This is a genomic window from Vibrio genomosp. F6, assembly GCF_005146325.1.
Classification (GTDB): Bacteria; Pseudomonadota; Gammaproteobacteria; order Enterobacterales; family Vibrionaceae; genus Vibrio; species Vibrio cortegadensis.
On the sequence record NZ_SYUT01000066.1, the window covers coordinates 1 to 1,327 of the forward strand.

Annotated in this window: 1 protein-coding gene; it reads right to left on the reverse strand. The window is 39.9% G+C overall.

Translation table 11 applies throughout. The features are described from left to right. Positions 1-236 precede the first annotated feature (236 nt). Positions 237-1,253: an IS110 family transposase gene (locus FCV43_RS18415; protein ID WP_136995986.1), complete on the reverse strand. Its 1,017-nt coding sequence runs from the start codon at positions 1,251-1,253 to the stop codon at positions 237-239. Positions 1,254-1,327: the final 74 nt, after the last annotated feature.

Consider the following 1,327-nt stretch of genomic DNA (forward strand, 5'->3'; position numbering starts at 1 on the left):
AATGTATGGTACGCCCCGTTTTTGCAAATGATAAATCAAAAGTAACGGAGCTGGTTTGCGCTAATGTATTCGGAGTCTAATTGAGACTTTTTCTTTAGCCCCAGCTCCACGATGAGATCCGCGCCAGATTGTCCTCAAAAGCGTGAAAGCATTCTATGTTGCTGTTCTGTCCATCAGGTCTTCAATCTGGTGGTCTAACCGTTTTGTCATCTTTATTTATCATCTGCAAATCTGATTTAAACTCTTATTTCAAAAGCCTTATGAGTAACCATTACCGACCATGTTATCCGAGCCAACTTGTTAGCTAAAGCGACCAGTGCAACATTGAATGGTTTCCGTCGCTTCAAGTCAATGAGCCAAGACCCAAAGTAACGTTCTGCCGTCCCATCCCTCCAGATAACAGCTCTAGCTGCATGGACAAATAATTCTCTAAGTTCTTTGTTTCCTCGTTTGGATATCCCAAGCATTCTTGATTTACCACCAGTAGAATATTGATGCGGGGTTAAACCAATCCAAGCAGCAAAATTACGACCATTAGCAAAATCGTGAGGGTTCACAACCGCTGACAAACAACAAGATGCGGTCATTGGCCCAACGCCTGGAACACTTTGTAAAAGAGATAACAATTCATCATCTTTCAGCAAGTTTTCTAATTTCTTTTCCTGCTCTTTAATCCATGTATTCAACTGATTGTAATGATCTAACTGATCTTTAAGTTCCAAAACTAACATTGGTGGAACGGGTTCTTTATTGTCGGCTAGATACTGAAATAGGTTCTTCATATTGTGATGCCCTCTAGGGAAGCTAATTCCAAATTCTAGAAGGATTGACCCTATTCTATTCATACAAGCTGTTCTCTCTCTAATGTAACCTGTTCTGATTTTTCGAACGACGGTACATACTTGAGCTAATTCCGTTTTTGGAGAAACAAAGCGCATGTTAGGCCGCATTGAAGCTTCTGCAATTGCATCAGCATCAATGAAGTCATTTTTATTTGTTTTTACGTAGGGTTTAACATACTGAGCAGGCACCAATTTAACTTGATGCCCATAAGACTCACACCGTCTTGCCAACCAATGAGCACCACCACAAGCTTCCATCGCAACAATAACTGGTTCATGAACTGATAATAATTGAAGTAATTTTTGTCTGTTAAGCTTCTTTCTAAAGACTTCTCTGCCTGAATAATCATGGCCAATAAGGTGAAATGTATTTTTTCCTAAATCGATGCCGATAACGCGAATAGTAGTCATAATGGTCACCTTTATTTAACTGAACCTAACAATGTTAAGTTTAGCGTGTGGGTGGGGCGTACCATCTTATTAGC

Excerpts from the sequence above, each read along its gene's own strand:
- FCV43_RS18415 (WP_136995986.1), bottom strand. The coding sequence starts at position 1,253 with ATGACTACTATTCGCGTTATCGGCATCGATTTAGGAAAAAATACATTT.